This window comes from Massilia sp. LXY-5, assembly GCF_059801075.1.
Map to the genome: position 1 here is coordinate 1 of NZ_JBNNEH010000010.1, position 25,005 is coordinate 25,005.

Here is a 25,005-nt window from a genome sequence, read left to right on the forward strand (position 1 = left end):
AAACGACTTTGCGCCGATGATAGTGCTGCAACCAGTGTGAAAGTAGGTTATCGTCAGGCTAGTTATAAAGAAAAAACCCGCTCAGTAATCTGAGCGGGTTTTTTTTCGTCTAACGAAAGCTCGGGCAATCTCAGGCATTGCTCATGACCAGCCTCCTGTTTTCACTACGCTCCAGGCGATCCCACAGGCGGTCATGAAGCGGAAGCACCAGCACATTGCACACCGGCTCAAGCAACATGGCGACGCCGCCCATTGCAGCCGACCCGGTGACGACATACATCGTCCCGAAGGCCACACCCGCATGCAAGGCGGTCTGGCTGAGTTTTTCGGCCGCCAAGCCCAAGTGAGAGGGGAGAGCCGGGGCCCCGCTGCGGCGCCACCTTGCCCAAGCCGCTTCGTGAACAGGCAAGAGCAGGACATTGATCACCGGCTCAGCCAGTAGCGCGAGGCCACTGAAGACGGCCGAGCCGGTCACCGCGTAAGCGAGCGCATACGCGATTCCCATATGAGTGGCGACCTGGCTGAGTCTTTTCGCTGCGGTAATCATTACTGTTCCTGTCGTCGAGAATCGAACTCAAATGATAGTGATTCTCATCCTCGCATGGAAATGAATTGATTTTAATAATTCAATAGCCTCAATCTATCAAAATCCTCGCGCCTGTGAGAGCCGCCCGGGCTGCGCGTTACACCCCCTTACAGCGTTGACGTTGAAAACCTGTCGCCCCTGGCTAGAATGAAACCAGTCCATCGGTCGAGGAGGGTGCTGACATGGACCTGCGAAACAAACGTGCAGCACGGCGGAGCGTCGTTGCACTGCTGCTGGCTACAGGGCTCGGAGGCTGCGTGTACGCGCCACCATATGCCGCCTACGATCCCTACTACCCCGCCTACCCCGCCTACCCCGCCTACAGCTATCCGGCCTATGTCGGGCCGCCCGTCACGCTCGGCTTCGGCTTCGGTTACTACCGCCACCACCATCATCACCATCACGGCCACGGGTATTACGGCGGCCACGGCCGGCACGGCTGGGGCCACGGCGGATGGCGGCGCTGAAACATCGGCGCTCTCACTGCCGGGCCATGGCGGCGGATGCTGCATGCCGCTGCCCTCCACGGCCGCCCGTTCACAGAACTCAGCTGCACATCCTGCGCCTGCCGTCCGAGGGCGGCGTGGCACGGCCCTTGCATCCTCTGGCTTCCAGGGAGCGCCAGGCGCCATCTCGACCGGAACCCAAGCGACAAAGACGGAACACCTGTCCCCGGATTGAACAGCGCGCGCGGCCCTGTTGCAGTTTTGGAGCGACAGGGGAGCCCAGACACACTGTTTTCCAACCCGTCCGCCAGAACGGTGGACCTCATCGACAAGAAAGATGCCATGAAAACGAGAGCTGCCATTGCGTGGAAGGCCGGAGAGCCCCTGTCCATCGCCGAGGTCGACCTGGAGGGGCCGCGTGCCGGCGAGGTACTGGTCGAGATCAAGGCGACCGGCATATGCCATACCGATTACTACACCCTGTCCGGCGCCGACCCGGAAGGCATTTTTCCCGCCATCCTCGGCCATGAGGGCGCCGGTATCGTGCTGGAAACGGGGCCCGGCGTTACCTCGGTCAAGCCGGACGATCACGTGATTCCCCTGTACACGCCGGAATGCCGGCAATGCAAATTCTGCCTGTCGCGCAAGACGAACCTGTGCCAGTCGATCCGCTCGACCCAGGGGCGCGGCCTGATGCCCGACGGCACTTCCCGCTTCTCGCTGGACGGCAAGCCCCTGTTCCACTACATGGGCACCTCGACCTTTTCCAATTACATCGTCGTCCCCGAAATCGCGCTGGCGAAAATCCGCGAGGATGCGCCCTTCGATAAAGCCTGCTATATCGGCTGCGGCGTGACCACCGGTGTCGGCGCCGTCGTGTTCTCGGCCAAGGTCGAGGCGGGGACGAACGTCGTCGTGTTCGGCCTGGGCGGCATCGGCCTGAACGTGATCCAGGGCGCGAAGATGGTCGGCGCCGACAAGATCATCGGCATCGACATCAACCCGGGCCGGGTCGAGATCGCCAAAAAATTCGGCATGACGCATTTCGTCAACCCGAATGAGGTCGGCAACATCGTCGACCACATCGTGCAGCTGACAGATGGCGGCGCCGATTTTTCCTTCGAATGCGTCGGCAGCGTCCAGCTGATGCGCCAGGCGCTCGAGTGTACCCATAAAGGCTGGGGCCAGTCCTTCATCATCGGCGTCGCCGCCGCCGGCCAGGAAATCAGCACGCGCCCGTTCCAGCTGGTGACCGGACGCCAGTGGAAAGGCTCGGCCTTCGGCGGCGCGCGCGGCCGCACCGACGTGCCGAAGATCGTCGACTGGTACATGGACGGCAAGATCAACATCGACGACCTGATCACCCACACCTTGCCGCTCGAGCGCATCAACGAGGGCTTCGAACTGATGAAGAGCGGGCAGTCGATCCGCTCGGTGGTGTTGTACTGAGTAGTCCAAACCAACCAACAGGAGACGCGATCATGAGCAGCGAAGTGAACATTCATCCGGCGGTCGATGGTATCAAGCGGGCAGCGCCCGGTTTTGCGGGCGGGACCCTGACCTGCCAGTGCGCGACGAATCCCGTCACCGTCGAGATCAAGGGACAAGTGGCGCACAACCACGTCTGCGGCTGCACCAAATGCTGGAAGCCGGCCGGTGCACTGTTTTCACAGGTGGCAGTGGTGGGACGCGACAATGTCAAGGTGACCGCCAACGAAGACAAGCTGCAAATCGTCGACGACAGCGCCACCATCCAGCGCCACGCCTGCCGCGACTGCGGCGTCCACATGTACGGCCGCATCGAGAACACGGGCCACGCTTTCTATGGGCTCGACTTCGTGCACACCGAGCTCTCGAAAGAGCGCGGCTGGGCCCCGCCGGAGTTTGCCGCCTTCGTCTCCTCGATCATCGAAGCGGGCGCGCCGCCGCAGGAGATGGGCGCGATCCGGGCACGGCTGAACGAGATCGGCCTGCCGCCCTACGACGCCCTGTCGCCGGCCCTGATGGATGCGATCTCGACCCATGTCGCGAAGTCGCGTGGCGTGCTCAAGAACGCCTGACGCACAACCGGCCCCTGCCGGCGCCGGCCCACATGCCGGGCCAGTGCCGGCAAGCCCATATGGAGACAAGATGAATCGAATTTACCTGCTGCTGGCGGCCTGCCTCGCCCCCTTCGCTGTCCAGGCCCATGATTTCCCGACCAGCAGCCGCGTCGAGTACGTGCTCGAGTGCATGCAAAAACACGAGGGCAAGTACGAGTACCTTTATAAATGCTCCTGCGCCATCGATCACATCGCCAAAGACATGAGCTACGACGACTACGTGACGATGTCGACCGCCCTGCGCAACCAGACCCTCGCGGGCGAACGCGGTGCGCTGTTTCGTGATCCGCCGCCGGTGAAGGAAATGGCGACCAAATACAAAGCGCTGCAGGCCAGCGCCAACAAGGCCTGCCATGTGCCGGAACGCTGAGCCGGGTGTTCAGCCTGCCGCTGCGCCGTGGACGGCACAGGTCGTGGCGCGACTGTCTCGAATTTTGCACAGCAGTGTCACGCACCGCGGGCAGGCAGGAGGGCGGCGCGACCCGGCCCCGTGCGGCCCGGCACTGGCACCGCATTGGCACGGTTAGTGCTGTGTTGATGGCAGGCCCACCCGCCTGCTGAAGTTGGGAAGTTTGTCTGACGCTTGACCAGGTCGCACTGCTTATAAAAACCACAGGAGACTTAACCATGTCATTTACTTCAAGACTCATCCGCTGGTGGCCGTGCCTGGCGCTGGCTGCCGCCCCGGCCTTCGCCGCCGACTCCGATGTCGAACAGCTGACCAAGGACCCGAAAAACTGGGCCATGCAGTCGGGTAACCTGGCGAACCACCGCTACAGCGAACTCAAACAGATCACCGCCCAGAACGCGAAAAACCTGCAAGTGGCCTGGACCTTCTCCACCGGCGTGCTGCGCGGCCACGAAGGCGGACCGCTGGTCGTCGGCGATACGATGTACATCCACAGCCCCTTCCCGAACAAGGTGTTCGCACTCTCGCTGGAAGACCAGAGCATCCGCTGGAAGTACGAACCGAAGCAGGACCCGACCGTGATCCCGGTGATGTGCTGCGACACCGTCAACCGTGGCGTGGCCTATGCCAACGGCAAGATCTTCCTGCAGCAGGCCGACACCACCCTCGTCGCGCTCGACGCCAAGACCGGCGCCGAACTCTGGAAGATCAAGGTAGGCGATCCGAAGATCGGCGAGACCACGACGAATACGCCGCACGTGTTCAAGGACAAAGTGCTGACCGGTATCAGCGGTGGCGAGTTCGGGGTGCGCGGACGCGTCACGGCGCACGACATCAACACCGGCAAGATCCTGTGGAAGGCCTACAGCACCGGCCCCGACAACGAACTGATGGTCGATCCGGGCAGGACCATGACCTGGACCGACGGCAAGATGGCGCCGATCGGCCCCAACTCCTCCCTAAAAACCTGGCAGGGAGATCAATGGAAGCTGGGCGGCGGTACGACCTGGGGCTGGTACAGCTACGACCCGGCGACAAACCTGGTGTACTACGGCACCGGCAACCCGAGCACCTGGAATCCGCGCCAGCGTCCGGGCGACAACAAATGGTCGATGACCATCTTCGCACGCGACCTCGACACCGGCATGGCGAAATGGGTGTACCAGATGACGCCGCACGACGAGTGGGACTATGACGGCGTCAACGAAATGATCCTGGCCGATATCAAAGTAAAAGGCCAGCCGCGCAAGGCCCTGGTGCACTTCGATCGCAACGGCTTCGGCTATACCCTCGACCGTGTGAGCGGCGAATTGCTGGTGGCCGAAAAATACGATCCGAAGGTGAACTGGGCGACCCACGTCGACATGAAGACCGGCCGGCCGCAGGTCGTCGCCAAGTACAGCACCGACAAGAACGGTCCCGACGTCAACTCGAAGGGCATCTGCCCCTCGGCCCTCGGCAGCAAGGACCAGCAGCCGGCCAGTTTCAATCGCAAGACGGGCCTGTTCTACGTGCCGACGAACCACGTGTGCATGGACTACGAGCCCTTCCAGATCGAGTACACGGCCGGCCAGCCCTATGTCGGCTCGACCCTCTCGATGTACGCCGCGCCGAACAGCCACGGCGGCCTGGGTAACTTCATCGCCTGGGATGCCGGTACCGGCAAGATCGTCTGGTCCAAGCCGGAAAAATTCTCGGTCTGGAGCGGTGCGCTCTCGACCGCCGGCGACGTGGTTTTCTACGGCACCCTGGAAGGCTACCTGAAGGCGGTCGACCTCAACGGCAAGGAGCTGTGGAAGTTCAAGACCCCATCGGGCATCATCGGCAACGTCCACACCTGGGAATACAAGGGCAAGCAATACATCGGCGTGCTGTCGGGGATCGGCGGCTGGGCCGGCATCGGTCTCGCGGCCGGCCTGACCAAGGGCACCGAAGGGCTGGGCGCGGTGGGCGGCTACAAGGACCTGGCCAAGTACACCGAGCTCGGTGGCGTCCTGACGGTGTTCGCACTGCCGGACCGCTGAAGCGATCATCCTCATCGCTGCCGAGCAGAGTGAAGTGAACTGAATTGAGGGCGCTTGCCGGCCGGGGAGGCCGGCAAGCGACCCTCGCTATCCAGGAATGAATATGAACAGACTCACGAACAAAGCAGTCATCGCCGCCGCTTGCTGGACCCTGGCGGCGCTGCCCGGATTACTGTCGGCCCCGGCCCTGGCGGCGGACAACGCACCGTACAAGGTGGCCGCTGGGAACAAGGTCGACGCGCAGACCCTGAGCGGCTGGAAAACCTGGCGCGCCATGGCCTGCGAGCGCTGCCACGGCGCGGCCCAGGAAGGCATGGTCGGCCCCTCGCTGGTGAACAGTTTGAAAGTGCTGAGCAAGGAGGAATTCAAGGCGACCGTGCTCAAGGGACGGATCGAGAAGGGCATGCCGAATTTCGAGAACAGCAAGATGGTGAGCGAAAACATCGACAACCTGTACGCCTACCTGAAGGGGCGCTCGGACGGCGCCATCGAACCGGGCCGCCTGCAGGAGATCGGCAAATGAGGTGGCGGCCGACATGGCTCCCGCTCCTGGCGGGCGCGGCCTGCGTGCTGGCCTGGCTACCCGGCCCGGCAGGCGCGCAGCCGGGGCCGCAACCTGGCGAGGACAAGGTCCTGCGGGTCTGCCAGGACCCGAACAATTTGCCGCTGTCGAACCGTGCGCTGGACGGTTTCGAGAACAAGATCGCAGCCCTGTTTGCCCAGCAATTGGGCTGGAAGCTGGAGCACACCTGGTTCCCGCAGCGGATGGGGTTTATACGCAATACCCTGCGCGCCAAGGAAGAAAATTCCGATCGCTACAAATGCGACCTGGTCACGGGCGTGGCGAAAGGGTTTGATCTGGCCGCAACCACGCGGCCCTACTACCACTCCGCCTACGCCATGGCCTATGTCAGGGGCAAGGGACTGGACGGGGTGCGCAGCCTCGACGATTTATTGGCGCTCGATCCCGCACAGCGCAGGAAACTGCGCATCGGTGCCTTTGCCGGCTCGCCCGTCACCGACTGGTTGCTGCAGAACCACCTGATGGAGCAAGTGAACTGGTACCAGAGCCAGACCGGCGACGCCGAGCAGTATCCAGGCGAAATCGTCGAGAAAGACCTGGCCAGCGGTAAGATCGACCTGGCTTTTGCCTGGGGACCGATTGCCGGCTATTTCGCCAGGAATGCCCGTACGGCGCCGATCGTCGCCATTCCGCTGGTGTCGAAGCCGGGCCTGAAATTCGATTTCGAGATCGCGATGGCGGTGCGTCAGGGCGACAAGGATTTTCGCCAGCGTATCGACCAGCTGATCGTCGCCAACGAAGCGAAGATCCACGCGATTCTCGAACAATACGGCGTGCCCCTGATCGAGCAGCAGGGGCAGGCGGCATCGGCTCCCCCTGTGGCGAAAGCACCATGAGCGCGCGCCCGCTACATTGCCCGGCTGCGCGCGCGGCGCCCCGGGTGCGCGCAGCCTGCCTGGGCTTCGCGATTCTCGTTGCGCTCCCGATCGGCAACGCCCTCGCACAGCAGGAAGTCTCGCCGGCCGAAATCCTGCTCTTCGAGACCGACCACCTGGCGCAGATGAAGGCGCCGGCAACCCTGGTCTATGAATTCCGCAAGCTCAGCAACGTCGAGCCCGCGTTCACCGACAGCGTCCTGCTCGATGTCTCGCGCAAGGCGGGACAGGTGCATGCCGCGCTGCGCTTCCTCACCGGCGAACGCAGGCACGTACTGCCCGAGATGGATGACGCACACGGCAACCCGGTCCTGCTCGGCTTTCTCGAGCATGACATTGCCGAGATGAAGCGCCTGACGGGCGGATCGGTCACCTATTTCCGCAAGCGCATCCGGATGGCGCTGGCCAACAGCGCCCAGGTGACACCGCAACGCATCACCTACCAGGGCAAGACGCTGGACGGCAAGGCGGTCCGCATCCAGCCCTACCTGGACGATCCGCTGCATGCGCGCTTCGAACACTACGTGCGCAAGACGTATACGTTCATCCTCAGTGACGGGGTACCGGGGGGCATTTACCAGGTCAGTACCTCGCTGACGAATACGGAGGGAAACCGGCCGCCGCCGGGTACGGTGGTGGCGCGCACGGCCGCCGCCGGGGGAACAGCGCCGGGCGCAGCGGCAACCGGCACAGCGCTACCTGGCAGCGGGGCGCCGATAGAAGCGCGCGGCGCGGCGCCGCCCTCTCCGGCACCCCAGGGCGCGCCCCGGGCCGGCAAACCGGCACCCGGTGCAGCATTGCCCGTCATCGACGAAACGCTCACCCTGGTCAAGGTGGTCGCCTCCCAGCGCTGAGCTCGGCGGATGGACGCTGCCTGACATGGAACCAGCCGGAGGCACAGGATGGCGCCCTTGAAAGTGTTTGCTTTCGATTATGTGACGGAAGGCGGACCAACGGCACGCCCCCTGCCGCATGCGTTCACGCAGCAGGGCGCGATGCTGTTCGATGCCCTGCTGGCCGACCTCGGCGCCGTGCCGGGTGTCGAAGTGTGCACGATGGCGACGCTGGATGCACCGGGCAAGCCGCCGGCGGCGCGCAGCTTCGGCGAGCGCTTTGCCGCCTGTGTGCAGGCGGCGGACGCGGTGTGGCCGCTGGCGCCGGAATCGGAAGGCCTGCTGGAACACCTGTCGCGTGACATCTTGCGCGGCAAGCGCATCCTGCTGGGGAGCGCGCCCGGTGCGGTGCGGGTCGCGGGAAGCAAGCTGAAGGTGGCACGGGCGCTGGCCGAGGGCGGCGTCGCGACCGTCCCTACCTATCGCCCGCACGCTTCTTTGCCGGAGGGCGAGGGCGCATGGGTAGTCAAGCCGGAGGATGGCGCGGGCTGTCTCGACACCCGCCTGTTCAGCGATCGCGCGGCGGCGCTGGCCTGGATCCGCACCAGCGCGGCACAGGGTTATGTCCTGCAGCCCTTTGTCGCGGGCAAGCTGGGCAGCCTCTCCCTGATCTGCTGCGACGGCACGGCGCGGCTGCTGGCGCGCAACCAGGAGCGGGTGGCGGTGCGCGACAACCGGTTTCACTTCCTCGGCAGTACCGTGAACGGCTTGACGGATGCGGACGGCGCGCTCGAGCGCCTGGCGCAGCAGGTGGCGGCCGCCTTGCCCACCTTGTGGGGCTATGTCGGCGTGGACATCATCCTGAGCGAGCGCGGCGCGGTGGTGCTCGACGTCAATCCGCGCCTGACCGCAGCCTATGCCGGGCTGCACGCCTCGATCGGCTGCAACCCCGCCGGCCTGGTCATCGATTTATTAAAGGGCCCGGCGGCGATGCCGGCGCCGCCGACGCGACACCGCACGGTCAGTGTCGATGTCGGCAGCTTTCCCGGCGACGCCCCTGCCTGAACGAGGCGCCGCACGAGAATCTGGCGACGGGAAGTCCCGCAGCCCTTTCAGGCTGGCGCGCTACCGGACCACCACGCCCCACGGCAGTTTGCCGACCGGGATGTCGCGCAGTTTGGTGCGGCTGGCCGTGTCGATGACGCTCACGCTGTTGGAGCGGCCATTCGCCACATACAGCTTCTTGCCGTCCGGCGTAATCGCCATGTTCCAGGGGCGCTGGCCGACCGGTACCGTCGCCACGATCTGGTTGCTGGCGGTGTCGACCACCGACACATTGGCGTCGCCGCCGTTCGACACATACACGTATTTGCCGCTCGGGTGCACCGCGATCCCGTTGGCGCGCAAGCCCGCCTTGATGCGCGCGACAATCGCAAAACTGGTGGTGTCGATGACGAATACCTCGTTCGCGTTTTCGGTGGCGACGTAGGCGCGGCTACTGTCCGGCAAGAAGCCGATGCCGCGCGGACGCGCGCCCACGGAGACCTGGGCCACCTGCTTGCGGGTCGTAAAATCGAGGATGTCGACGGCATCGCCCTCCTCGGCGCTGACGAAGACCAGGCGTCCATTCGGGCTGAACACGGCGTGTTCCGGATTCTTGCCGTGCACCGGGATGGAAAACGCCAGCGCATTCGTGCGTGTGTCCGTGACCGCGATCTCGTTCTTGCCTTCGACCGCGGCGATCACCCAGCGGCCATCCGGCGAAATCGACACGCCTTCGGGCGATTCGCCCAGCGCCACCACCGGGCCCAGCTTGCGGGCACCGAGTTCGACCAGCTGCAGGCTGTTTTTCGGCTGGTCGCTGACATATAGCCAGCGGCTGTCGCTACCGACGGCCAGGCCGCGTGGCTTGCTGCCCCCGGGCAGCTCGGCCACCACCTGGTCGGTGGCCGTGTCGATCACCGAAATCGTGCCCGATCCCTCGTTCGGGACATAGGCCATCGGGGCGGCAAGCAGGCTCGACGGGAGCGCCGCGGAGAGGGCAAGGGTGGCCATGGCGCCCAGGCGCCGCAAGGGTAATACTGTCATCGATTCTCCATTGAAAGGGTGGAAGGCGCCGTCTCGACCGGCGGGCCGCGCTGCGGCCACATCCGCAGCAGCAAGCCGTCGCGATCGACCAGCATGTGCTTCGCAACCGCGAGCACGTGCACGGCAACGAGCAGCGCCAGCAGCAGCGCGGCAAGGTGGTGGGCGCCGTTGAACACGGCATACAGGGTTTTGTCGTCCGGTCCCCAGGGCGCCCAGCGCACCAGGTTGAAAAACTTGATGCCGTGCTTGCTGAAGTTCGATGCCAGGTAGCCCGACAGCGGCAGGGCCAGCATGCACCCGTACAGCAACACGTGGCTGAGCCTGGCCGCCCGGCGCTGCCAGGGCGGCATTGTGTCCGGCAGGGGTGGTGGGGTGTGCGTCCAACGCCAGCCGAGGCGCAGCAGGATCAGCAGGCCGATCAGGATGCCGGTGCTCTTGTGCAAATTGACGTAATAGCCGCGCGCCGGCGTGCCGCGCGGGATATCGTCCAGCAGCAGGCCGAAGGCGAACTGGCCCAGCAGCAGCAGCGCAATGACCCAGTGCAGCGCGATCGCGGTGCTTGTATAGCGTGCGTGGGTCGCGGCGTCCATGCTTGAAGCTGTCAATGGAACAGCGATTTGTCGGGATGCTCGATATTCAGCCGCTGCAATTTGCGGTACAGGGTGTTGCGGCTGATGTTGAGCTCACGGGCAACGCCGCTCAGGTTCCATTGATGGCGTTTGAGTTCCTGCAGCAGTACCTCGCGTTCGGCGCACTCGAAGGGGTTGAGTCCTGCGCCGGGCTTGTTACCGGGCGCGGGGGCAGGCAGGACAGCAGACACGGCAGCGCCTGCCGACGCGGAACCGGCCGCCGGCGTGATCGCAGCGGCGCCGGCTTCCACCAGGCCGTGGCGGTATTCCGGCGGCAAGTCCTCCAAGGTGAGGCGGTCCGTTGCGCGCAGCGCGATCATGGTGCGCAGCAGGTGGCGCAGCTGGCGCAGGTTGCCGGGCCAGTGCTGGCGGTCGAGCACAGCCAGCAGCTTGTCGTCGAGCTCGACCGGACAGCCGGCGTCGCTTTCTTCCAGCGCCAGCTGGCGGATCAGCGCGCAGCGGTCCTGGCGGTCGCGCAGCGGCGGCATGGTGAAGGTCACGCCTTGCAGCCGGTAATACAAATCCTCGCGGAAGGCGCCGCTCTCGATCTTCTGCAGGAGGTCGCAATGGGTGGCGCTGATCAGGCGGATGTCGAGCTTGACCGGGGTTTCCCCGCCGAGCGGCACGACTTCGCGCTCCTCGAGCACGCGCAGCAGCCTGGCTTGCAGGGCGACCGGCATGTCGCCGATCTCATCCAGGAACAGGGTACCGCCGTTCGCCTGCAGCAGCTTGCCGCGCTGCCCCTCCTTGCTGGCCCCGGTGAAGGCGCCCGGCCGATAACCGAACAGTTCGCTCTCGATCAGGGATTCCGGGATCGAGGCGCAATTGATCGCGATAAAAGGGCGGCTGGCGCGGCTGCTCGACAAATGCATCGCGCGCGCAAAACGTTCCTTGCCGCTGCCGGTTTCGCCGAGCAGCACGATGGACACGTTGCGCTCCATGACCCGCCTGGCGGTGTCCACATTGGCACGCATTGCCGGGTCGCCCAGGTGCAGCGCATCGAGCGCACTGGTTTCAGCCGGTGTGGGCAGGGCCGCGCCGCGCTGGGGACGGCGCGCGTTGGAATGCGCCACCGGCTGGTAGACGACGGCGAAAAAGCGCGCGTTGCTGCGCACTTCGAATATCGGCACCGGGTGGAAGGCGCGCCGGGTGCTGCTGTCGACCAGCCCCGGGAAGGTGATGTTGAACAGTTCGCAGACATCGCGCCCGACGATCTCCTCCGGACGGGTGTAGCCGAGCAGGGAGAGGGCGGCCCGGCTCGCGGCCAGCACCGTACCCGTGATGCTCAGCGCAATTGCGCCTTCGCTCAGGGTGCCGACGAATTCGGGGCGGTTGTGGAAGCGCAGGATGTAGTCGTGGCGGAACTGGTGCAGGAAAACCCGGTTCTCGATCATCTGTACCGACATGCTGACCAGGGCCAGCGTGTGCTGCTGGGCCAGGCGCGATTCGCCGGAGGCGTCGAGCACGCCGACCAGTTCGCCTTCATGGTCGAAGATCGGGGCCGCGGCGCAGGACAGACCGATATTGCGCGACAGGTAGTGTTCGTCCTGGTGGACGGTCAGCGGACGGCGTTCGACCAGACAGGTGCCCATGCCGTTGGTCCCCTGCACACGCTCGCTCCAGACCGCGCCCTGCATCAGCCCGGTTTTGGAGGCGGCATGGGTAAAGGCGGGGTCGCCGAAATAATTGAGCAGCACGCCTTCGCGGTCGGTCAGCATGATCGCGTAGCCGGAACCGGCCAGCTGCTGGTACAGGTTCGTCATCTCGACCTTGGCGACGGCCTGCACGTCGGCCAGCCGTTCCTGGCGCTCCTGCAGTTCGATCGGCGCCACCACTTCGGGCTCGGCGCAGCTGTCGGGATTGAGTTGGTATTCGTTCAGGCACCGGATCCAGGACCGGGTGATCCGGTTGCCGGCCCCAATGCAGTCAGCGCCGATCCGGTCGTGGACGACCGAATGGACGCGCTTGACGTGATCCACGGCAAACTTCGACATACTGTCTCCTAAGTCCATGACGAGCGCCAGTGCGGGCGACTGTCAGTTTCTGGACTGTTTTGTGAGTTTGGCACCCCATCTGTTGTGCAGAATACACCGATCGGCCGTCGGATTGTCGGCGAGTTTCGCTTATTTTTGAATACTTGCCAGCGTTCTGTGCAGCGCACATGGCGAACTACAGACCGGCATCAGCCAGCCTGCAATCGTGGGGAACATGAGACCCTGTCAGTGGTCATAGTTGACCCTGCCGCTCGAAGTTGTAAGCGGAATGTAACGCCCATTGCAAGCACGGCAGCCCCGCCTAGACTACAACGCAGGATGGTGCTCGGAGGCTGACATGGACATGCGACTCAAACGCGCGGCACGACGTTCCCTGGTCGTACTGCTGCTCGCTGGCGGGCTCGGAGGCTGCGTCTATGCGCCGCCCTATGCCAGCGCCTACGACCCGTATTATTCCGGCTATCCCACCTATGTCGGCCCGCCCGTTTCCATCGGCCTGGGTTTCGGGTTTTACGGGCACCACCACGGCGGCTATCGCGGCGGATATGGACACTACGGCCGCCACTGAAACGAGGCCGCCGGCACGATTCATACGGCTGGCGCCGCATGCCAGGTGACGACCTGCAGCGCCAGACTTGCGAACGCGTTTACCTTTACTTGGCGATCAGGAGCAGCGTACCCCGGCCGCACAAGCCATAACTCGTGTTTTCCCCGCCGACCGCGACCTCGGTCCCCGGCGCCTGCACCTGCGCCGGACCTTCGGCCCAGGTGCAGGTATCGGTGACGCGGTACCAGCTTTTATTCGCGCCCGGCCACGGCAGCGTGAAGTTCACCTGCGCGCTCCAGGCGTTATGGGCGACATAGATGCTTGACGCGCTATCGCCAAACTCCGAACCGTCGATGCGCCAGGCGATCGCATGGTTGTTGGCGTCATTAAAATAGGTCGCATCGGCGACGCCGCCGTCGGGCTTGAACCAGCGCAGCTGTTCCATCACGTTGCCGTTGTTGTCCACGCTCGAATAGAAATTCGCCGGACGCAGGGCCGGATGGGCCTTGCGGAAAGCGATCATCGCTTTCGTAAACGCCTCGAAGTTGCTCTGGTCGGTGCTGCGGGTCCAGTTCAGCCAGTTGGCCGAGGAATCGAGGTTGTAGGGGTTGTTGTTGCAGTTGATGCTGCGCAGCGCCTCGTCGCCGCCGACGAGCATCGGCACCCCGGCCGACAGCATCATCAGCGCGACGCCGTTGCGTGCGGCTTTTCTCTGGTCAGCCGCGATACCGCCCTGGTCCCAGCTGTTGTTATTGTCCTCGCCGCCATCGCTGACGCCATACGGCCAGGCCTGGCCGTTGTTCTTGCTGTTGCAGCTGTACAGGTCTTTCAAGGTAAAACCGTCATGGGCGGTAATGAAATTGATCGAATGCCAGGGCTTGCGGCCATCGTCGCCGTATAAATCGCTGGAACCGGCGAAGCGCGTCGCCATCTGGCCGGTCGTGATCGCCACGCTGCCGAGTTTGTTCTGCGCCTGGCGCACGACATCGCGGTAGCCGCCATTCCACTCGGCCCAGCCGCTCGGGAAGCCGCCCACCTGGTAGGAATTGCCGCCGATCGCCCACGGTTCGGCGATCAGGTCGACGCCGGTTCCGCCGGCCGCGGGCCGTGGCGGCAGTTCGGCCACGATGCGGTTCAGGGCATTGCCGGCGTCCATCTTGTCGAAGTTGTAGCAGCCGTGCTGGCAGGTGTTGCCGAGCACCGAGGCCAGGTCGAAGCGGTAGCCGTCCACGCCCAGCTTGTCGCGCCAGTAGGCGAGCGAATCGACGATCAGGTTCTGGGCTACCGTGTTGCGGGTGTTGTAGTTGCCGCCGACGCCAGTGTTGTCCCAGGAATTCTGGAAATCCGAAGTCAGGCTGTAATAAGTCGGGTTGTCCAGGCCGCGCATGCCGTACAGGTTATAGGTCGTCGTGTCGGTCGGCGACCAGGCGCCGCCTTCGCCGGTATGGTTGTAGACGACGTCGACCAGCACCTTGATGCCGTTGTCGTGGAAGGCTTTGACCATTTCCTTGAATTCGCGCGTCGGGCCGCCCGGGGTCTTGTCATAGGCATAGCGGCGGTCGGGGGCGAAATAGTTCAGGGTCATGTAGCCCCAGTAGTTATCGCCCGTGGTGCTGGTCGGATCGTTGTCGTTGGTGTCATTCTGCGTTTCCTGCACCGGCAGGAATTCGATGGCCGTCACGCCGAGCGCGGCCAGGGCCGCCGCTTTCAGGCTCGCTCCCTTGTAGGTGCCGCGGTAGGCCGCCGTGATGCTGCTGTCGTTCATCGTCAGGCCGCGCACATGGGCTTCGTAGACGACATCGTCCTTCAGTGCGCGGGTCGGCTTGGTGCCGATCGTTTGCGTGTCGCCGGCGAGCACGATGCCTTTCGGTGCCGAGGAGCCGCTGTCGATGTTGCGGTAGGTGGCGCCGCTGGCGTAGATGGTGCCGTTGGTCATCGTCGCCGTGGTCGGGTCGTGGCTCAGCTCCAGCGCGTACGGGTCGGTGAGCAGCTTGTTTGGATTAAAACGGTTGCCGGCGGTGTCGACGTCGCTGAGGAAACCGAGGCTGGAACCCTTGGTCCAGCTCGCGTTGTAGGGCCAGTTCGGGCCCCAGGCGCGGTAGCCGTAATACAGGGTGCCGCTCAGGCCCAGGCTGCTGAGGGTGGCGGTCGGAATCGTCACGCTCCAGATCCCGCTCGTATTCGTCATCACATATTTCGCCTTTTCGGCGGTGCCGGTGGCGGTGCTGTACAGGTAGAGCTCGATGCGCGTGGCCTTGCCCGAATACACTTTAAAGGTGACATTCGCCTTGGTGGCGTCATAGGCGGCGCCGAGCGCATTCGGGTTGATGGCGGCCCAGGCCGGGGCGCCGAGGAGGGCGCCCGTGATCAGGACGGCGAGTAGTGTGCGTTGCATTTCAGTCTCCGATATCTGTTTATATTTTTAAGCGTGTATAAGGGCACCGTCAGCGGGTGCTTGCTGTACTTTCGCTACCTCTGCCGGGAAGCTCATCAATACAGTAGGGGAGACGCTACGCTCGTGCTCGATTGAAGTCAATCGTACATGCGTAGTTTTGCTACGGTCGAGCTGACGCGAGCGGCCCGTGCTGGGGTCGGGCGGCAATCTGGTGCACAATCGAGCTTGTGAAGTTGCCAATCCAATAAAACAGGGTGAGCATGAACGAACAAGTTGCACGGCGGGTCGTGCTGGTGCGCGCGATCGAAAGCGCCGATACCGGACACCAGGTGCTGAGCGAAGACGACCGCAAGTACGCCAGCCGCAGCGCGCGCGAACTGGCGGCCTGGCAGGCGGCCGACAGCAAGGCGGCGGTGACCCAGGAACATTTTCTCGAGCAGCGCTCGGAACAGATCATCAAACGCCTGGGCGAGCGCACGCCGGCCTTCGCCACCTTCGGGCGCCGCGGCCTCGGCTTGCCCGGCATCTGGGCCGCGCTGCCGGTGCTGGCGCTGTTCGCCGGCGCGCTGCTCGACCGCATCGCCGATCCGCACCGGGTCGACCTGCTGTCGGCGCCTTTGTTGTTCATCATCGGCTGGAACTTGCTGGTCTACCTGATCCTGCTGATCTGGGCTTTCATCCCGGGCCGCAAGACCGGCTGGGCGGGGAAGGGTTTACTGAGCCGCCTTAGCGTCGGCAAGGCGGCATTGCCGCGCAAGCTGCCGGGCGCGCTGGCCACCGGCATGACCAACTTCATGGCCGAGTGGGCCGTGCTGAGCGAGCCGCTGACGCGCGCGCGCCTGTCGCGCACCGTCCACCTGTCGGCCGCCGCCTTTGCCCTGGGGGCCGTCCTCTCTCTGTACGCGCGCGGCCTGCTGACCCAATATGTGGCCGGCTGGGAAAGCACCTTCCTCGACGCCACGCAAGTCCACACCCTGCTGTCCTGGCTGTTCAAGCCGGTGCTCTTCCTCTTCCCCTTCCTCCAGGGTTTTAGCTTGGCCGACATCGAAGCGCTGCGTTTCAGTGCCGGCACCCCGGCCACCCCGGCCACCCCGGCCACCCCGGCCATCGGCGGCGAGCGCTGGGTACACTTGTATGGCGCGACGATCCTGCTGCTGGTGGTGCTGCCGCGCCTGGTCCTGGCCGCCTTTGCCGGCTGGCGCGCGCGGCGCCTCGCGCGCCGCTTCCCGCTCGAGCTGGAACACCCCTATTTCCGCAAGCTGGCCGACAGCATCGGCGCCGGCACCCCGGCCGTGCTGCGCGTGCTGCCCTACAGTTTTACCCTCGATGAGGCGCGCGACCGCGGCCTGTGGACGGTGGCCGCGATGGCGCTCGGTGCCCAGGCGCGCGTGCTGCTGCGCCCCACGGTGCCGTATGGCGAGGAACCGAAGGAGGCCATGGGCGCCACGCCTCTCGAGGAAGCGGGCGTCACCGTCACCGCTGCCCTGTTCAGCCTGTCAGCCACGCCGGAAAAGGAAAACCACGGCGCCTTCCTCGACTACCTGGTCCGCAACAGCCGCCGCGGCGTGGCCGTCTTGCTGGACGAATCGAGCCTGACCGAACGCGGCGCCGGCCAGGCCGGGCTGGATGCACGCGTGAACGAACGCATCGCCCTGTGGCGCCAGTTCTGCAGTTTTCACGGCACCGCCGCCACGGTGGTCAACCTGGTCGATCCAGCCAAACGCCCGATCGAACTGGGCGCGGGCCTGGCCCTGCCGGAGCTGCGATGAACGAAGACGTGGATAACATCGCGGTTAAAATCCAGTTCGCGCTGGTCTCGCACACGAACAACGGCAAGACGACCCTGGCGCGCACCCTGGTTGGAGCCGACGTCGGCGAGGTGCGCGACGCCGCCCACGTGACGACCTTCGCCGAAGCCCATCCGCTGCAAACCAGCGCCGCAGGCGACACCCTGCTGCTGTGGGACACGCCCGGCTTCGGCGACTCGGTGCGATTACTAAAACGCCTGGCGCTGACGGGCAATCCGATCGGCTGGTTCCTGCGCGAAGTCTTCGACCGCTACCGCGACCGTCCGTTCTGGCTCAGCCAGCAGGCTTTACGAGCAGCCAAGGACGAAGCCGACGTCGTCCTGTACCTCGTCAATTCCTCGGAAGCGCCGGGCGACGCCGGCTACCTGCCGGCGGAAATGAACATCCTCGAATGGCTCGGAAAACCGGTGGTCGTCCTGCTCAACCAGATGGGGCCGCCGCGCCCCGGTGCGCAGGAGGGCGCCGAGCAGCAGGAATGGAAAAAGCACCTGGCGCGCTTTCCGGTGGTGCGCGAGGTGCTGGCGCTGGATGCGTTTGCGCGTTGCTGGGTGCACGAACACGTGTTCTACGAAACGGTGGGGCCGCTGGTCGCACCCGAAAAACAGGCCGGCTATGCACGCCTGCGCACGGCCTGGGAAGAGCACAACCTCCAGCGCTATGCCAGCGCCCTGCGCATCTGCGCCGAGCAGGTGGCAGCCGCCGCGCGCGACAGCCAGCCGGTCGTGGAAGAGGGCGGCGGCTTCCTGCGCACGGCCATGAAGGCGGTCGGCCTCAACAAGGACCGGCAGCAGCGCTATGAAGCGGCGATGGCGGCCCTGGTCGAACGCCTGAACGGAGAGATCAACAAGGCGACCATGCGCATGCTGGTGCTGCACAAGGTCGATCCCGGAGAAGCGCGCGCGATCAACACCCGCGTGCGCGAAAACTTTTCGGTGCGCGCGCCGATCGACAAGGCACAAGCAGGTTTGCTCGGGGCCGTGGTCTCGGGCGCGGCCACGGGCCTCTCGGCCGACCTGATGGCGGGCGGCCTGACTTTGGGCGGCGGCGCACTGCTCGGGGCGCTCGTCGGCGGCCTGACGGCAGCGGGCGCGGCCTGGGGTTTCAACCAGCGCAGCGACAACGACAAGCCGGGCGTGCAGTTCGCGGACGCTTTTCTCCAGACCCTGCTGACCGGGGCCGTGCTGCGCTACCTGGCCGTGGCGCACTTCGGTCGCGGGCGCGGCAACTACATCGAAAGCGAAGCGCCGGTCTTCTGGCAGGCCGAAGTCGAGGCCGCCCTGGCCAGTCAGTCGCTGGGGACGCTGTGGCAGGACGTGCGCGCCGCACCCGACCTGGGTGCGGCAGCGGCGCGCCTGTTCGCGGTGATCGAGGCGGCGACCGACGCGACGCTGCTGCGCCTGTATCCGGCCGCGGCCGCGGCGCTGCCGGGCAAGGCGACGGCGCCGGTGTGAATGTCCAGTTAAAACTGATACTGTCCACTCACCCCCAGCACCCAGTTCCTGCCCTGCGCGCCTTCATAAAAGCGCCGGTTCGCGTCGCCGACGATCACCGAGCCCACATACTGGCGGTCGAACAGGTTGTTCAGGCGCACGAACTCTTTGAAACGCCAGCCGCCCAGCTGCTGGCTGGCCTGGGCCCGCGCATTGAAGATGGCATAGCCCGGCGCCGGCTGGGCGGTATTCGTGTCTTCCGCATACACGCGGCCGTTGGCGATCGTCTCCAGCGCCGCGCCCCAGCGGCCGCTTGCTTCCTTCCAGCCCAGCTCGCCGAAAACGCTGGTGCGGGGCACGCCCGGCAGGCGGCTGCCCTGGGGCACGTTTCCAAATGCTTCGTCGTAGATCGCGCGCAGCGCCGACACGGCCAGCTTCGCATTCCAGCCGGCGCCCAGGTCGGCGTCGAGCGACAACTCGCCGCCCTGGCGCAGCGTGGCGCTGGCGTTACGATAACTGGTGCGCCCGCCGCTGGAGGCGTCGACTACCAGCTCGTCCTGGGTTTTGACCTGGAACAGCGCCGCATTCAGCCGGATGTCCTTGCCGAGCAGGGTTTTGACGCCCGCCTCGAGGTGGGTGCTGGTGGCCGGCTGCACATTGAAATTGAAACCGGTGCCCGTGCCCGAATAGAACAGCTCGTTCAGGGTCGGGGTCTCGAAGCCGCGCGCGGCGCTGGCATACACGTTCAGGGTCGGTGAGACTTTGTAGAGCACGCCGACCAGCGGCGTCGTGTGGCTGTAGCGCACTTCTCCGCTGTCATTGCCGTTCGACAGATAACGGTCGGCGACCTCGAAGGTCACGCGGCTGCGGCGCAGGCCGCCCGTGACGACCCACTTGTCGCGCTCCCATTCCATCTGCAGGTAAGGGTCGAGATTCGACACCTTGTCCTCTTCGTCGCGGCGCAGGCGTCCGCGGACGCCGAATTCGTTGCCGACGAAGTTCTCGAAGCCCTGGCGCGAGTCGGTCGAACGGCCGGCGTCGATGCCGACGGTGGTGCGCAGAGTGCCGCCGGCGAGTTCGCGCACGTCGCGCCAGTTGAGGTCGACGCCGTAGAAATCGCGGTCGAAGTCGACCACGCCGCCCGAGTGGGTCGGCGGCGCCTGGAAGCCGCGCGAGAACGCCTGGTACTGCACCACGCGCCGGTTGCCGCCGTAGGCCGTCATTTGCAGCCGGTTGGCGCCGAAGCGGCTCTCCCAGGTCAGCCCGGCCTGCTTGTGATCGATGCTTTTCCGGGTGTTGTAGCGCTCGGCCAGGGTGCGCTGCGGCAACTGGGTATCGGTGGTGTCGATCTCGCCGGCGCGCGGATCGCGCAGGTAAGTCGCCCAGGTGACGCCGAGCGGGTCCTGCGTGTCGTCCTGGCGCAGGCCGCTGGCGGTCAGCACGAGGCGGGACGTCTCCGAGGTAGCTGCGGTCAGCTTGGCATAGGCCTGGTCGCGCCGCGCTGCGCCGTGGTCGCGAAAACCGTCGGTGTCGAAACGGGAAACGTCGAGCAGGTAGCCGACGGCGCCCGTTTTGCCCTGGGCATTCACGTCGAGCTTGCGCATGCCGTCGCTGCCGCCGGTGACGCTGGTTTCGATACTGGGCGCTCCTTTCGGATCGCGCGTAAACAGCTGCACGACGCCGCCGGAGTGGTTGCCGTACAGGGCCGAGAAGGGGCCGCGCAACACTTCGATGCGTTCGGCCATGTCGAGGTTGAAGGTGGCGGCCTGGCCCTGGCCATCGGGCATGGTGGCCGGGATGCCGTCGGCGATCAGGCGCACGCCGCGCACGCCGAAGGCGGAACGGGCGCCGAAGCCGCGCGAGGAGATCTGCAAATCCTGCGCGTAGTTCTGGCGGTCGCGCGCGACCAGGCCCGGCACCGCGGACAGCACCTCGGAGGCATTCACGCGCGGCTGGGTGTCGCGGATCTGCGAGGCGTCGATCACGTCGATGGCGGCTGGCAGGTCAAAGCTGGTGTGCTCGTCGCGGCTGCCGGTCACGACGACGATGTTCATCGGGCTCTGCGCGGCCTGCTCCGGCGTCTGCGGCGGCTGCGGCTGATCGGCCGCGAACAGTGCCAGCGGCCAGCAGGCGCAGAGGGCGGCGATCGCGTTCAAGCGAAATGCATGTTGCGTCATTGTCTCTCCAGGTTGTGATTGCTCCCTGCTCGGGCAGGGTGGTGCCAATTTGATAAGCAATATACCTGCCACGCCGAAAACGCGCCCACGCATGCATGGCACGGCCCTTGCGAGCATGATCGACACCGCCGGCGGTGCATTGGTTCGCGCGATCGCGGCCGGCCTGTGCGTGCGCCTCACACGAGAGGCGCGTGCTCGCCGTGCTCGCCTGTTCCGTTGTGCTGTCCCCGGTTTGGAACAGGTGTACCGGAAACGGGCAGGTCCAACTCGGCCTTGCGGGGCAGGAAGGCCTGGCACGGCGCTTGCGGCAGTCGGGGCGTGCTTCGACACATCCGTTGCCGCCAACGGCCACTCAACGGTCACTACAACCACCAATTCAAGAGGATGACATGAATCTCGCGGACATCAGCAAGCTCGGCGTTGCCAACCCGTTCAAGCAGCGCTACGACAACTACATCGGCGGCAAGTACGTGGCGCCAGTCAAGGGGGAGTACTTCCCGAACGTCACGCCGATCACCGGCCAGCCTTTCTGCGAGATCGCCCGTTCGACTGCCGAGGACATCGAGCTGGCCCTCGACGCCGCCCACGAGGCGAAAGAGGCCTGGGGCAAGACCTCTCCGGCCGAGCGCGCCAACATCCTGAATAAAATCGCCGACCGCATCGAGCAGAATTTAACGATGATCGCCACCGCCGAGACCATCGACAATGGCAAGCCGATCCGCGAAACGATGGCGGCCGACATTCCGCTCGCCATCGACCACTTCCGCTATTTTGCCGGCGCCATCCGCGCCCAGGAGGGCTCGATCGCCCAGATCGACCACGAAACCTATGCCTATCACTTCCATGAACCGCTGGGCGTGGTCGGCCAGATCATTCCCTGGAACTTCCCGATCCTGATGGCGGTGTGGAAGCTGGCACCGGCCCTCGCCGCCGGCAACTGCGTCGTCCTGAAACCGGCCGAGCAGACTCCGGCCTCGATCATGGTGCTGATGGAACTGATCGGCGATTTGCTGCCGCCGGGCGTGATCAACGTCGTCAATGGGTTCGGCCTGGAAGCGGGCAAGCCGCTGGCCTCCAGCAAGCGCATCGCCAAGATCGCGTTTACGGGCGAGACCGGCACCGGCCGCCTGATCATGGGCTATGCGGCGCAGAACCTGATTCCGGTCACGCTGGAACTGGGCGGCAAATCGCCGAACATTTTCTTTGCCGACGTGATGGACCAGGACGACGAATTCTTCGACAAGTGCCTGGAAGGTTTTGCCATGTTCGCGCTGAACCAGGGAGAGGTGTGCACCTGCCCCTCGCGCGTGCTGGTCCAGGAATCGATTTATGAGCGCTTCATCGAGCGCGCGCTGGCGCGGGTGGCGGCGATCAAGCAGGGCAATCCGCTCGATTCGTCGACCATGATTGGCGCCCAGGCTTCGCAGGAGCAGCTGGAAAAAATCCTGTCCTATCTCGACATCGGCCGCCAGGAAGGCGCCGAGGTGCTGGCCGGCGGCGAGCGCAACGTGCAGGGCGGCGAACTGGCCGAGGGCTACTATGTGCGCCCGACCGTGTTCAAGGGCGACAACAAGATGCGCATCTTCCAGGAAGAGATCTTCGGGCCGGTGGTCTCGGTCACGACCTTCAAGGATGAGGCCGATGCGCTGCGGATCGCCAACGACACCCTGTACGGCCTGGGGGCCGGGTTGTGGACGCGCGACGCTTCGCGCGCCTTCCGCATGGGCCGTGCGATCCAGGCCGGCCGCGTCTGGACCAACTGCTACCACCTGTACCCGGCGCATGCGGCCTTCGGCGGCTATAAGCAGTCGGGCATCGGCCGCGAGAACCACAAGATGATGCTCGACCACTACCAGCAGACCAAGAACCTCCTGGTGAGCTACAGCCCGAAGGCGCTCGGCTTCTTCTGAGCAGGCAATCCCGCGGCGCTGCCTGCGCCGCGGGTCCATCTTGTACGGACCAGGAGGTGATGCATGACGACTTCGCCCGAGCGCGTGACCGCAACGCCCGCCGCGCTGGAGTTCCTCGACGAGCTGCGGCGGCGCCATGGTCCGCTGATGTTCTTCCAGTCCGGCGGCTGCTGCGACGGCAGCGCGCCGATGTGCTACCCGGTGGGGGAGTTCAACCTGAGCGACACCGACGTCTGCCTTGGCCAGCTGGGCGACACCCCCTTTTATATGGGGATGGAGCAGTTCGGCTACTGGGAGCACACCCAGCTGATCATCGATGTCGTCGCTGGCAACGGCGGCATGTTCTCGCTCGATAACGGCACCGGCCGCCGCTTCCTCACCCGCTCGCGCCTGTTCACGGACGAGGAATACGCGCTGCTGCGTGGCCAGCCACGCTCTTCCATAATGCCGAGTTCGCCGCTCAGCAAACAGCACAGCTGACACGTTGCCGGACCATTTACTGATCAGTTTTTGAGCAGAAGGAGGGACTACACCGCCGTTTCACCCCGTGAACTGCTGGGCACGAGATTTGCCATCGCTGTCGGGTGCATCCCTTCATGCACACCACATAACCGAGGAGACGGCGATGAACAGGCGGGTCTCGAAATTTCATGCAACAACAGTACTGGGTGCGCTGGCCGCATGCATGCAGCCGGCGCTGGCGGTCGACATCAAAGCGGGAGACTGGACGGTATCGGTGGGCGGCAACGTCAACGCCTATTACACCTTCGTCGATTGCTCCGGTGCCCAGGTGGGCGGCCTGGCGCTGGGCGGCGAGGCACTCGGCTGCGGCGGCCGCGACAGCCGCACGACGATCGGCAACGGCCTGCTGCCGAGCGGACTGGTCACCTCCGCCGCGTCGCAGCTGGGCGGGTACGACGTCAAGGCGCTGATCGGCATCTACGCCCACACGGCCACCGACAGCGCGATCGCGCAGAACAGCGGGGTCGACGTGCGCCAGGCCTTCTTCAGTTTTGGGAATGCAGCCCTTGGCACGGTCAAGCTGGGGCGCGACTATGGCATCTTCGGCGCGAATGCGATCCTCAACGACATGACCCTGATGGGCGTCGGTGCCCCCGTGCAGGCGACCCAGCGCGGGCGTGTCGCGCTGGGCCACATCGGCGCCGGCTATGCCTATCTCAACCATTATGGGCAGATTGCCTATACGACGCCGAAATCGGCCTCGGGGCTGAGCGTCGACCTTGGCCTGATGAGCCCAGTGGACGACACGCCCGTGGTCGCCCCTTCCGCCTACACGGCCGGTTCCACGCCGCAGTTCCAGGCGCAGCTGACCTTCACGCAGGGCGATATCAAGGCCTGGCTCGGCGCCAAGGCGCAGCGCTTCGACTCGCGGGCGGCGGGCACGCCGGACCTGACGATGCATGCGATCGAGGCGGGCGTGTTGTACCAGTCCGGACCGGCGGGGGTACTGCTGAATGTCCAGAGCGGCAGAGGGCTGGGCATCCTGTCCGATGCCGACCAGGGGCGGGTGCGCAGCAGGCACATACTAGTGCAAGGCACCTACAAGGTCTCGGACCAGCTCAAGCTTGGCCTGAGTTATGGCCACAGCAAGAATAGCGACGATACCGCCGGCACCGGCGGGCTGAAGTCGAATGCCAACGTCACCTTGGGCGCCTACTACGCCCTCAACAGTGCAGTCACCCTGGTGGCGGAAGGGGGGCAGACCCGCTCGAAGGCGTTCGCAGGTCCGCGCGACAAGATGAACGGCGTCGCGCTCGGCGGCATTATTTTCTTCTGACGGTGCAAGTGGGGCCTTGTCGCGGCAGCGCACAAAAAGGGCTTGCAGCCCACCGACAGGATTCGCTATAATTCGCCTCCTGCTGAAAACGACAACGAAATCAAGTAGTTGTCTTGACAGCAGGAAGCCGCAGACTCTGCGGTGTAGCAAAAAAGAAGTCGACGAGAAACAGAAATTGCTTCATAATCTTCTTCCTCTGCTGCTGACGAACAAAACGATTCGCAGAACACAGCAAGGCAGTACCGCCCTCGGCGGGAGCCAAGTTCTTTAACAATTAACAGTCGATAAGTGTGGGCGTTTGATGAAGGTGCCGGCTGACTAGTTCAGCTGATTACTTAAATTATCAAATGTTCACAAAAAAGAAATACGTT

The 25,005-nt window shown here is 64.8% G+C and carries 21 protein-coding genes; 15 read left to right on the top strand and 6 right to left on the bottom strand.

The annotated features are described in order from the left end of the window. Positions 1-130: 130 nt before the first annotated feature. Positions 131-547 (bottom strand): DUF2061 domain-containing protein, encoded by a 417-nt coding sequence (locus ACI48I_RS23930; protein WP_498575703.1) that lies wholly within the window; start codon positions 545-547, stop codon positions 131-133. 296 nt (positions 548-843) lie between these two features. On the opposite strand from ACI48I_RS23930, the gene ACI48I_RS23935 reads away from it, so the two are divergent. The 9 genes from ACI48I_RS23935 to ACI48I_RS23975 all read left to right on the top strand — a co-directional run bounded on the left by ACI48I_RS23935 (position 844) and on the right by ACI48I_RS23975 (position 8,923). Further along, positions 844-1,053, top strand: a complete 210-nt coding sequence (locus ACI48I_RS23935) for a hypothetical protein (RefSeq protein WP_498575704.1) — start codon at positions 844-846, stop codon at positions 1,051-1,053. A 321-nt stretch (positions 1,054-1,374) separates the two neighbouring features. Beyond that, complete coding sequence (locus tag ACI48I_RS23940) at positions 1,375-2,481, top strand: S-(hydroxymethyl)glutathione dehydrogenase/class III alcohol dehydrogenase (protein ID WP_193687578.1); 1,107 nt, start codon at positions 1,375-1,377, stop codon at positions 2,479-2,481. Between the two features lie 32 nt (positions 2,482-2,513). Continuing rightward, positions 2,514-3,092 carry an S-(hydroxymethyl)glutathione synthase gene (gfa, locus tag ACI48I_RS23945; protein WP_193687577.1) on the top strand — a complete coding sequence of 193 codons (579 nt, stop codon included), beginning with the start codon at positions 2,514-2,516 and terminating at the stop codon, positions 3,090-3,092. A 70-nt stretch (positions 3,093-3,162) separates the two neighbouring features. Beyond that, complete coding sequence (locus ACI48I_RS23950; RefSeq protein WP_193687576.1) at positions 3,163-3,504, top strand: hypothetical protein; 342 nt, start codon at positions 3,163-3,165, stop codon at positions 3,502-3,504. A 257-nt stretch (positions 3,505-3,761) separates the two neighbouring features. Beyond that, on the top strand, positions 3,762-5,567 hold the full coding sequence (locus ACI48I_RS23955) for a methanol/ethanol family PQQ-dependent dehydrogenase (protein ID WP_193687575.1): 1,806 nt from the start codon (positions 3,762-3,764) through the stop codon (positions 5,565-5,567). Positions 5,568-5,670: 103 nt separating this feature from the next. Beyond that, a complete protein-coding gene (locus ACI48I_RS23960) occupies positions 5,671-6,090 on the top strand; it encodes a c-type cytochrome (protein WP_193687574.1) in 420 nt (139 codons plus the stop codon). Continuing rightward, positions 6,087-6,986 (top strand): quinoprotein dehydrogenase-associated putative ABC transporter substrate-binding protein, encoded by a 900-nt coding sequence (locus tag ACI48I_RS23965; protein WP_498575705.1) that lies wholly within the window; start codon positions 6,087-6,089, stop codon positions 6,984-6,986. Before ACI48I_RS23960 ends, ACI48I_RS23965 begins: the two co-directional genes overlap by 4 nt. Next, positions 6,983-7,879, top strand: coding sequence for a hypothetical protein (locus tag ACI48I_RS23970; RefSeq protein WP_498575706.1), 897 nt, complete (start codon positions 6,983-6,985; stop codon positions 7,877-7,879). Before ACI48I_RS23965 ends, ACI48I_RS23970 begins: the two co-directional genes overlap by 4 nt. 63 nt (positions 7,880-7,942) lie before the next feature. Continuing rightward, positions 7,943-8,923 (top strand): ATP-grasp domain-containing protein, encoded by a 981-nt coding sequence (locus tag ACI48I_RS23975; RefSeq protein WP_227496730.1) that lies wholly within the window; start codon positions 7,943-7,945, stop codon positions 8,921-8,923. A gap of 60 nt (positions 8,924-8,983) precedes the next feature. Here ACI48I_RS23975 and ACI48I_RS23980 read toward each other — a convergent pair whose 3' ends face one another. Genes ACI48I_RS23980 through ACI48I_RS23990 form a run of 3 tightly spaced genes read right to left on the bottom strand, consistent with a single transcriptional unit; the run spans position 8,984 to position 12,569 of the window. Continuing rightward, on the bottom strand, positions 8,984-9,946 hold the full coding sequence (locus tag ACI48I_RS23980; protein ID WP_193687570.1) for a beta-propeller fold lactonase family protein: 963 nt from the start codon (positions 9,944-9,946) through the stop codon (positions 8,984-8,986). Then, positions 9,943-10,536 carry a cytochrome b gene (locus ACI48I_RS23985; protein WP_193687569.1) on the bottom strand — a complete coding sequence of 198 codons (594 nt, stop codon included), beginning with the start codon at positions 10,534-10,536 and terminating at the stop codon, positions 9,943-9,945. Before ACI48I_RS23985 ends, ACI48I_RS23980 begins: the two co-directional genes overlap by 4 nt. Before the next feature lie 11 nt (positions 10,537-10,547). Beyond that, the gene (locus tag ACI48I_RS23990) at positions 10,548-12,569 is read right to left on the bottom strand and encodes a sigma-54-dependent Fis family transcriptional regulator (RefSeq protein ID WP_193687568.1); all 2,022 of its coding nucleotides are present in this window, start codon (positions 12,567-12,569) and stop codon (positions 10,548-10,550) included. Positions 12,570-12,906: 337 nt separating this feature from the next. Here ACI48I_RS23990 and ACI48I_RS23995 point away from each other — a divergent pair, with 337 nt between their 5' ends. After that, positions 12,907-13,137 carry a hypothetical protein gene (locus ACI48I_RS23995; RefSeq protein WP_193687567.1) on the top strand — a complete coding sequence of 77 codons (231 nt, stop codon included), beginning with the start codon at positions 12,907-12,909 and terminating at the stop codon, positions 13,135-13,137. 85 nt (positions 13,138-13,222) lie between these two features. On the opposite strand, the gene ACI48I_RS24000 is transcribed toward ACI48I_RS23995, so the two are convergent. Beyond that, the gene (locus ACI48I_RS24000; protein ID WP_498575707.1) at positions 13,223-15,511 is read right to left on the bottom strand and encodes an alpha-amylase family glycosyl hydrolase; all 2,289 of its coding nucleotides are present in this window, start codon (positions 15,509-15,511) and stop codon (positions 13,223-13,225) included. Between the two features lie 260 nt (positions 15,512-15,771). On the opposite strand from ACI48I_RS24000, the gene ACI48I_RS24005 reads away from it, so the two are divergent. Together ACI48I_RS24005 and ACI48I_RS24010 are read left to right on the top strand one after the other, a co-directional pair. Continuing rightward, positions 15,772-17,280, top strand: coding sequence for a DUF2868 domain-containing protein (locus ACI48I_RS24005; protein ID WP_498575708.1), 1,509 nt, complete (start codon positions 15,772-15,774; stop codon positions 17,278-17,280). After that, positions 17,277-18,770 (top strand): GTPase domain-containing protein, encoded by a 1,494-nt coding sequence (locus ACI48I_RS24010; RefSeq protein WP_498575709.1) that lies wholly within the window; start codon positions 17,277-17,279, stop codon positions 18,768-18,770. Before ACI48I_RS24005 ends, ACI48I_RS24010 begins: the two co-directional genes overlap by 4 nt. A gap of 8 nt (positions 18,771-18,778) precedes the next feature. Here ACI48I_RS24010 and ACI48I_RS24015 read toward each other — a convergent pair whose 3' ends face one another. Beyond that, positions 18,779-20,926: a TonB-dependent receptor family protein gene (locus ACI48I_RS24015; protein ID WP_498575710.1), complete on the bottom strand. Its 2,148-nt coding sequence runs from the start codon at positions 20,924-20,926 to the stop codon at positions 18,779-18,781. A gap of 389 nt (positions 20,927-21,315) precedes the next feature. Between ACI48I_RS24015 and adh the strand changes: the two genes are divergently transcribed. The 3 genes from adh to ACI48I_RS24030 all read left to right on the top strand — a co-directional run bounded on the left by adh (position 21,316) and on the right by ACI48I_RS24030 (position 24,634). Further along, complete coding sequence (adh, locus tag ACI48I_RS24020) at positions 21,316-22,836, top strand: aldehyde dehydrogenase (protein ID WP_193687562.1); 1,521 nt, start codon at positions 21,316-21,318, stop codon at positions 22,834-22,836. 63 nt (positions 22,837-22,899) lie between these two features. After that, positions 22,900-23,316: a DUF779 domain-containing protein gene (locus tag ACI48I_RS24025; RefSeq protein ID WP_193687561.1), complete on the top strand. Its 417-nt coding sequence runs from the start codon at positions 22,900-22,902 to the stop codon at positions 23,314-23,316. A 145-nt stretch (positions 23,317-23,461) separates the two neighbouring features. Continuing rightward, positions 23,462-24,634 (top strand): porin, encoded by a 1,173-nt coding sequence (locus ACI48I_RS24030; RefSeq protein WP_498575711.1) that lies wholly within the window; start codon positions 23,462-23,464, stop codon positions 24,632-24,634. Positions 24,635-25,005: the final 371 nt, after the last annotated feature.